7 protein-coding genes and 1 pseudogene are annotated in these 8,273 nt (G+C 51.5%); 2 read left to right on the top strand and 6 right to left on the bottom strand.

Annotated elements, in window-relative coordinates; translation table 11 throughout:
• A pseudogene (locus tag ATJ93_RS22260) lies at nucleotides 1-284 on the bottom strand (IS6 family transposase); the annotation flags it as partial.
• Between the two features lie 43 nt (nucleotides 285-327).
• A complete protein-coding gene (locus tag ATJ93_RS23335; RefSeq protein ID WP_147376684.1) occupies nucleotides 328-723 on the bottom strand; it encodes a hypothetical protein in 396 nt (131 codons plus the stop codon).
• A gap of 74 nt (nucleotides 724-797) precedes the next feature.
• On the opposite strand from ATJ93_RS23335, the gene ATJ93_RS22250 reads away from it, so the two are divergent.
• Nucleotides 798-1,286 carry a hypothetical protein gene (locus ATJ93_RS22250; RefSeq protein WP_147376683.1) on the top strand — a complete coding sequence of 163 codons (489 nt, stop codon included), beginning with the start codon at nucleotides 798-800 and terminating at the stop codon, nucleotides 1,284-1,286.
• A 57-nt stretch (nucleotides 1,287-1,343) separates the two neighbouring features.
• Here ATJ93_RS22250 and ATJ93_RS23330 read toward each other — a convergent pair whose 3' ends face one another.
• Nucleotides 1,344-1,628: a hypothetical protein gene (locus ATJ93_RS23330; protein WP_147376682.1), complete on the bottom strand. Its 285-nt coding sequence runs from the start codon at nucleotides 1,626-1,628 to the stop codon at nucleotides 1,344-1,346.
• Between the two features lie 239 nt (nucleotides 1,629-1,867).
• Nucleotides 1,868-2,146, bottom strand: a complete 279-nt coding sequence (locus ATJ93_RS22245; RefSeq protein ID WP_120246850.1) for an ATP-binding protein — start codon at nucleotides 2,144-2,146, stop codon at nucleotides 1,868-1,870.
• Between the two features lie 297 nt (nucleotides 2,147-2,443).
• Between ATJ93_RS22245 and ATJ93_RS22240 the strand changes: the two genes are divergently transcribed.
• Complete coding sequence (locus ATJ93_RS22240; protein ID WP_170155635.1) at nucleotides 2,444-3,754, top strand: PD-(D/E)XK nuclease family protein; 1,311 nt, start codon at nucleotides 2,444-2,446, stop codon at nucleotides 3,752-3,754.
• Between the two features lie 216 nt (nucleotides 3,755-3,970).
• On the opposite strand, the gene ATJ93_RS23325 is transcribed toward ATJ93_RS22240, so the two are convergent.
• Together ATJ93_RS23325 and ATJ93_RS22235 are read right to left on the bottom strand one after the other, a co-directional pair.
• Entirely contained in the window at nucleotides 3,971-4,783 is an 813-nt protein-coding gene (locus ATJ93_RS23325; protein WP_147376681.1) for a hypothetical protein, read from the bottom strand.
• Nucleotides 4,784-5,319: 536 nt separating this feature from the next.
• Nucleotides 5,320-8,238, bottom strand: coding sequence for a helicase-related protein (locus ATJ93_RS22235; protein ID WP_120246848.1), 2,919 nt, complete (start codon nucleotides 8,236-8,238; stop codon nucleotides 5,320-5,322).
• Nucleotides 8,239-8,273 lie beyond the last annotated feature (35 nt).

The raw sequence follows: 8,273 nt of genomic DNA, 5'->3' as shown, positions 1-8,273 counted from the left end.
CAGTCACCGTTAATCTTGACAGCGGTTTCATCAATGGCGACCCGCGACGGCTGCGCCGTCGGCGGGTCTGGCACGCTGTCAGCCAGCCGATGTACCCAGTTCCAGATTGCTTGATGAGAGCGTTCTACGCCAATCAAGCGAAGAATTGCTTGTGTCTCACGGAGAGAACAACCGGTCGCGTGGAGACGGACGGCAAACACCCTGACGGGTGTTGCCGTCCGCTCACGCTCCCAAGATTCATCAAATTCCGCCGCGTAGCACTCGCTGAGCAGGTCTGCGAGCATAGTTCCAACCAAACTCTACGACCTGCTCACTTCTCAAACTGCGCTAACTAGACGGTGCCTGATAAGGTGATATGCCAACGTGATTTCCATACGCATTGCGAACACGTACCCACGAATCATCTCCCTCTTCGATGGTCTCTACTTTATCGTCTATTTCATCAATGAACGGGACGATCAACTGACGGAGCTTATCCTCAGCAAGCGGTTTTTCCCGGTCCTTCTGCAACTCCTCCACCGTACGCCGATTCTGCAAAACAGTAGTGTATGTTGCTACTGCCAGAGCAGCCGACGCAAAAGCACTGACACCACTAATAACCAGAGTAGCGAACTGATCTCCAAGCCATCCTCCATAGTTCAGGAAAATCATTCCCAGAACGAGGACTCCAATAACAGGAATACCCACCAATAGGATATGATCTGAACGTCGCTTCCCGATCATACCAGGAGTCTCTCACAGATAGTGTGTCAAACTTCTGGTCTTAGTTATAATCCACAGCAGCAACATGTTTTAATGTGACACAGGAAAATCAACAGCTCATGCCCATCAATACTGACTCCGACAACTGGGAAAACGGTCAACGGCCTGACCCACTTGAGGTGCATATCCGCAAGTTTCTGGCTGACAACTCTGAGCAAGCATTTTTCCTCGATGAAATCGTTGACCACGTTCTCGAGAACGAAGCCAACTCTCTGTTCCTTTTAGAAGAGATTGGAGGTGAAGTCGGGGAGAAGACTCGCGATTTAGTCAAAACCCGTGTAGCAGCAAAGTTGGAGGAATTAAATTGGCGGCAATGCATTACCTGGCGTATTGTAGAACAAGATGATGGCGGGAGACGAACATATTTCTCGTATTCCGACGATGAGACAATCTCGCCATTATCTGCTGTCCACGATGAATTCCCAGCAAATTTTAACAGTATCGAGCGAAATCTTGAGCACCTTTCTGACGACATTGAAGACCTTGAGTACCGAATGTACGAGGTTGAGAGAGAACAACATTAACAACCTTTCCAGTAGGGCAATTATCGCCTAGAATGTTTTTTGGATATTGACCAATTACTATCTAATGATGAATTTCATAGAACGTATTCGCTTGAGGATAGCTGATGTTATTGCAAGCAGCCTACTCTCCGTATTTATCGCTACTTTTGCTTCTGCACTGGCAGATACTGAGGCACTTTCTGGGAACGTTTTCAGCACCGAGGCATACCTGATCCTTTTTTCACTTGCTCTACTTCCCATGATTCTGACACTGACTGGCTTCGCTGCGGCGACTATCAAAGCAGGACCGTTCGGAGTTATCGGCTTCCTCTTCGAATGGGCTGGTGCCAGTTCCTTATTCACACAGCCACAATCCGGTGATATGGGAGCGATCGTTTTCGGTGCTATAATAGTCGCTCTGGGTACCTTGATCTGGTCCTGGAAACCAGTTTTCCGCTATATCTTGAACTCGAGAAGCCAACGGCGGTCTCCACTGATTACAAGAAGATAACTGATACAACCGCAACCTGGTCTAAACACAGTCAAGCGCTTTCCTAAATCCTCTTTTCGAATTTCAATCTTTTCCATTACTGTCCCCTGTTCTAGTGCCCATCGGCTGCGTACCAGGCTGCTTTCTCACAAATAATTTTAATATCTGCTGCGGGGAAACACTGGCTCTCCTCCACCAAGCAGACCAAATCAACAGTACTCCTCACGTCCTGTTTCTCGAGGAAGTACCGGTACAAGTTCTTCCGTGTGTCTACATCCGGTTGAGGTACTTCGATTAGTTCCTGTGCCCGGTGACTACCCTTCACTGCCTCGTCCACGCTGTCGGTTCTGTTCGTGGCTCCGAGAAGAGCGTACTCATCGAAATCGATCACTACGAATCCTAAGTCCCCGATCCAGCTATCGTTGGGGGCGATATGTTCGTTATCTTCGCAAGCAGTTCGTGTTCACTAAGGCACGAACGGGTGTCTCGGTTGTGATCAACAGTGATGACGATAAGCGTAGCAAGCGGATCCCTGAACTATGTCAGAGATGAGTTCTGATTATGAGAATCGGATGTATATTTCCCTAGTTAAGTCACAATTATAATGTTTTTGAAGTGTAGCGATCGTCAGCCGAACAAATGATAGTTTCCGATAAGTTCATGATTTCACTAGTCAACTCAATTGGTAGTGGCAGAGCGTAAATCGACGGACCGACTGAGAACTCAACTCAGTCACCTCCAAGAATCAGTCGATGAAAAGACTGTAACTCGGACGAAAGAACGATTGAGCAACTTTGAAACGGCGATTGAGCGCATACCGTCTCCAGAACCGCCACCACGAACGACCTTACAGTTACAGGGGCGTGCTGGGAGTGAAGGTGCATGGCAGAATTATCTCGAGTATTTTCTCGACCCGGAATTCCCTCATGGACTCGGTACAGACGCACTTAACCGATTTCTCCAAGGGGTTGATGGGTACGTAGATGGTGATATTCCCGACTACGCACCAGAGGCGATTGATGTCGTAGCTGAGCAGCGGTCTGAAAGCGGGAATCAGCCTGATTTGGTAATCCAATCGTCCGGCCAGTTCTTCATATGCTGCGAATTAAAACTGTACTCACAAGAGGGTGAGAACCAGACACGACGATACATTAAGGACACGCAGCTCGGCCAAACAAGCAAGAGCGAGTTCCCTGAAGGTGGCCACCACTATTTGTACATTAAGCGCCCTGGACACAAGGATGCAGAGTCAGATAGCTTTGTGAACATTACCTGGAAACAGGTACATTCCTGGCTTAGGCCTCTACTCTCCGAAAATCAGGGGAGGTATCCCACTCGAACCACAGCGCAGCTGAGTGACTTTCTCGATACGATCCAGCAAGACATGACCGAAGACAAGCATCTCAAAACGGAACGCGAGAAGATGGAACTGTACTTCAACCATGAAGACGCGATCAATGAAGCGATTGACGGACTAGAGGCCGTCTATCAGCATGAAAGAGAGAATTGGCGGCGAAACTTCGTTGAAGGGTACCTCCCCGAGACGTGGTCCGAAAATTGGCACTGTAACCCCGATCACAACGGGCAGTTTTACCACTCGAACTGGCGGCAAGACAACTCATTAGCGATTGAGGACGCCGATGTTCGAATGCATTTTGTGCATCTGATTCGGAACATTAAGTCTTTCAAAGACGGGAAACTGACAGTGCAATTACGTTGGCCGGGCAGCTCTCCTTATAGAGAGCGGTTCAAGGAACTGTTCGTCAGTGATCGATTCGCGGATGAACTTGACCCGGTGTTGGGAAAGCACGACATCCAGAAACGCGCTGATTATTCGTATAACAACCCGCGATTCACTGAGAAGGTTTACTCAGTCGTGAAAACTGATCTCCCTGATAGCTACTACGAAACACTATCGCAGGCAGTTAAGGAACATCAGGAGATCGCGCCAGTCATCAATGATATACTGGCAACTGCGATACGGGAGGTCGAGGAGTAAAACTGGGACCGCTTTACGAACTGATTTGCTGAAGGTACTGGCTGTTCGTGGCCGGGTTAATTCTGTTCGGCACTTTTCTTTCTTATCGTCGAACGGAATTCCCAGTCATCCGCGTCTCTAGTTTTCACAGACTGTCCGAATGAGAGGTCACTTAGATAACGTTTTTCAGAAATTCAGTCCTAGAATCCCGTTTCGAGCTGAACTATCTATTCACTGCTACGAATGATCTCCTTCTAAATCTAGTTGTTCAGATGCCTCCGCTATCCAGCGGATGTCTGCCGCGTCAACTGCATCACCGCGATTTCTGTGTTTTTCGACGCTAGCTTTGATGCGTTCCCTAGTCTCCTGATCAATTTCGGCATCAATGTAATCCAATACTTCCTCGACGTCAACATCGGTATCACCGTACCAGTCAAACGGTGCATCACTGTCTTTGGACGATTTCATATCAGAACTCACATTAGACATAATACTATTTTTGTTAGATCCTATATTCGATATATGTGACTGAATTTCGTTCATTGTTTGACGGACTACTCGAGAATCCTTGACCTGAGGTATTTCCTGTAGTCCTGAGAGATCTAAACTGCTGAATTTCCGGTACCCCTCATATGATATCCACCCAAGAAGGATGAGTCCGAGTAAGCTACCGAGTGGTTCAGCAACGAACGAGAGTAATCCGGATCCCAGCCACAATGCGAAAAAGACACCTATAAATCGCCATATGCTACTTCGAGCCCACTGAAGAGCATATTTTGTCCATTCGATAATTGGTCGTATAGGTGAATCAGTAGGAGCCTTTCTGCTATTCTCGGTAGAATGGGCTATCTGAAGTACTTGACTTGTGTCGTCAAGGGTGCATACACAGTTTTCACAAAGATCGTACTTCTCGTTCCAATCGCCGTGAACTGTGACTGGATTATAGCCTCCGTTTTCTTCACATGGTTCGCCGCATGCATCACATATCTGTACGGTTTCTGTTTCAGTTACTTGTTCGTAGTACGTATTTTCGACTTCAAGTTCAACCATGACTGCACAGTCTATGTGCTATGGTCTCTAGTGCCAAGAAACTCTATTCAGAGAACCTGAATCGTCTTGAAAAGCCAAAGTTCCCATTTGGATTAGCTACTCACTTGTCCCCTTTCTATTCAGAAGTCAGATATGCTAATCCAATTCAAGTGATGAACGCATGAGTTCGAATAGGGATACAACAACGAATAGAAACTGACTGCAGTCAGGACAACAAGAGCGATTTTTCCAATCTCGCGGATTGTAGCTTCCTCGTATGCTTTTTATAGACCCTACATCGAAGCAGTGTACAATGAGATGTAGAATAGAAGCGTCGAGGAACTCAGAATTTAGGAGTTCGAAGAGACCCGCGAGTGACTGGCTCCAGACTCATGACATACGATCATCGTTCACTATGAGTGAATCGTGCGCGACTCGAGTCAGAATTATTCGTAGTCGATAGTCCATTTGAAGAGTGATCGATCTTAATGAGGACGGGGGCGCCAACGTAAGCAGATACCGAGAAGACTGCGGTCAGCGGTGAGATATGGCGGAACTCAAAGGGGGAGCGTGAGACAGTAGTTCTCGACCTCTGGCGCTAGGGAGATGATCTGCTCTCGACGCCGGAGTTCTTCGCGACGTGTTTCGATTCTGTCTTCAAGCTGCTCGAGACGCTCTTGTTGACCACGAATCGCGATGTCCATATCCGAGCCAGTGTCCGCCTTGCGCTCGTATTCCTCGATGAACGCCTCGATCCGTTCCCGTTCCGCTTGTGCGTATTCGTCGAGATTCTCTAGCTCCCGAGCGGTCTCCTCGTGGCGCTTCTCTTGAAGGTGGTTCTTGATCTCGTTGACCCGCACGCTCACATAGCGATCGGCAGCCGTCCGTAAGTCGGTTTGAGCGTCGAGTACTGTCCGAAGGTCGTCGACGTCGGGCTTTGCTGTCACCGAGTCACCCTCGACAACACGTTCACCAAGCGCCTGTTGAGCGTCCTCTTGCGCAGCATCCACGAAGACGGGGATGGTCTCCTCGCGAATCACATCGCTAGTACCGTCCTCGAACGCCACGCGATAGTTGTAGGTGATTCCCGGCGTGTCGATGAACGGAAGCAGTTTGAGTCCGACCTCACCGCGCTCGTCCTCCAACACGCGTGCCATAAGCCGTTGTAGGACGTCTGTGTCCGGAGCGAGATAGGTGATGTCCTCGTGATCCATCGCGAAGTCTCGGTCGAACGTGAACGGACCGAATGTCGTGTCTTGGCCGGGCTGATTGATTCCATCCGGCAATTCGGCTTGATAGAGGTTGGTGCCGCGCTTCTCGAATTCGCCCCCGAAGGCCTCGACTGCTCGCTCAAAGAACTCGCGAATGTCCCCCTCGCTTCCGTAGACGTCCTCTGACTCGTCGACAACCTCCTGAATCTGCCGGCGGCTCTCCGCGTCGAATGTGCTGGTATCGACGAGGCTCCGCTCGTACCACTCCTCGAGTGTCCGCTGACGCTCCTCGATCATCTCTTCAAGTTCCTCTTTGGTTGCACTCGGCGGTTCGTCGTTCTCGATGGACTCCATGATGAGCGAGTCCACGTCGATGTCGTCGAGGATGCCGAGTACGTCCGCCGTGTTTCCGAGCTGGGAGCGAATCTCTTCGACCTTGGTTTGGAGCATCTCGAAGATCTCGCTCTCGCGGGTATCGTCGAAGAGGAAGTTCCAGACCTTGACCTCCTCTTCCTGTCCGTAGCGATGGATGCGCCCGATCCGCTGCTCGAGCCGGTTTGGGTTCCATGGGAGCTCATAGTTGGCCATAATGTGGCAACTGTGCTGAAGGTCGATCCCCTCGCTCGCTGCATCGGTCGCGAACAGGAGTCGCGACTGGCCGTGATTGAACTCGTCTTCGATCCGTGCTCGTTCCTCCTTGTCCACGTCGCCGTGAATCACGAGAATCTCGTCGGCCCACGGCTCATCTTGTACGAACTCGAGGAGGTAGTCGAGCGTGTCTCGGTACTCGGTAAACAACAGGAGTTTCTCGTCCGGTTGTTCCTCGAGGAGTTGGGAGATAAATCGCCTGACCTTCTGTGCTTTGGAGTCGACCGGTAAGTCCTCCGCCAGCGAGACGAGGTCGCGGAGTGTGTCGATCTCTTCTTGGAGCTGTTCGTCGGTGCTGGTGACTGTCAGACCGGCGATCTCGTCTTCCGCGCGTTCCTTATCGTCCTCGTCTAGATCCTCGCCATCGAGGTAGGCTCGCGCTTCCTCAGAAAGGCCTTCAGTTTCCGCTTCTTCGTCGAGGAGGTCGTCCAGTCGTCGACGAAGCGTCGCGTGAATCGCGCCGACGCTGCTCACCAGCCGTTTCTGCATGAGTGCCATCGCAAACCCGACCGCGGGTTCGTTCAACTTCTCCGAGCGGTTGTAGACGTTTTTGACGTAGTCGGTGACCGCCCGGTAGAACTGACGCTCGTCGTGCGTCATTGAGACCGAGACCGAATTGACCTCCCGGTCTGGGAAGACGCGTTCACCATCCTCGTCGTAGATGTCGGTCTTGCCGCGACGGATCATCACGCGATCGACTGTTTCCTGTGAGAGTTCTCGGTTCTCGGCGACGAGGAACGGGTCGATGTACTCGACGAGTGAGCGGAACGCCTCGCCTTTCCCGTCGTGGGGCGTCGCACTGAGAAGCAGCAGCGAGTCGGAGTTTCCCGTGACGGTATCAACCATGTTTGCCGTCTTGCTCGGCGAGTCCCCCCGCTTTGCGGCCTTGTGTGCCTCGTCGACCACGACGACGTCCCAGAACGCGTCCCGGAGTGCAGGCCGGAACTCGTCCTGTCGCAGGAACGCCATGCTGGTGACGAGCTGTTGCTGATCCTGGTTCCAGATGTTGGCCTCCTCGCCGAGCCGGCGCCGCTCACCTTCGACCCAGGCCCGGTCTGCGACGGTGAGATCGACGTCGAAGAAGCGATCCATATCCCGGATCCACTTCTTCTGCAGGTGCGCGGGAACGACGAACAGGACACGGTCGGCGCGATTTCGGGCGGAGAGTTCCTTGAGGATGAGCCCAGCCTCTATCGTTTTCCCGAGCCCGACGTCGTCGCCGATGAGCGCCCGCTGTCGGAGTTTCTGCATCACCCAGTTCACGGCGTCGAGCTGGTAGGGCTCGAGTCGAACGAGCGAGTTCGAGATGCTCAGGAGCTGTCCCTGCTCGTGGGCGAGCTTGAGTTTCGTCGCCTGTGTGTGGAGGTCGAACCACTGCGCCGAGACCGTATCGTGATCAGGATGAAGGGCGTCGAGTTGGTGATCGGAAATCCTCTCGATTCCACTCTGAGAGGGCTGAATCTCGACGTCATCCAGACAAACGGTTTTGGCACCCTCCCCTTCAATATAGGCTCGTAGGTACTCGATGTCACCGACAGTCCGAGTCCGGATGACCTCTGCAGGAGTATCGTTGAGAATCACCCGCTGGCCGGGAGAAAATTGTGGAGACCCCGTCATTAACTGATAGTGATTGCAACGGTTGACGCCGTCTT

The sequence above is a fragment of the Halopiger aswanensis genome, assembly GCF_003610195.1.
In the GTDB taxonomy this organism is placed as follows: Archaea; Halobacteriota; Halobacteria; order Halobacteriales; family Natrialbaceae; genus Halopiger; species Halopiger aswanensis.
This window is presented reverse-complemented; position numbering and strand designations above follow the sequence as displayed.

What these genes read in the sequence shown, in the direction of transcription:
- ATJ93_RS23335 (WP_147376684.1), bottom strand. Translation starts at nt 723, where the DNA reads ATGATCGGGAAGCGACGTTCAGATCATATCCTATTGGTGGGTATTCCT.
- ATJ93_RS23325 (WP_147376681.1), bottom strand. Translation starts at nt 4,783, where the DNA reads ATGGTTGAACTTGAAGTCGAAAATACGTACTACGAACAAGTAACTGAA.
- ATJ93_RS22235 (WP_120246848.1), bottom strand. Translation starts at nt 8,238, where the DNA reads ATGACGGGGTCTCCACAATTTTCTCCCGGCCAGCGGGTGATTCTCAAC.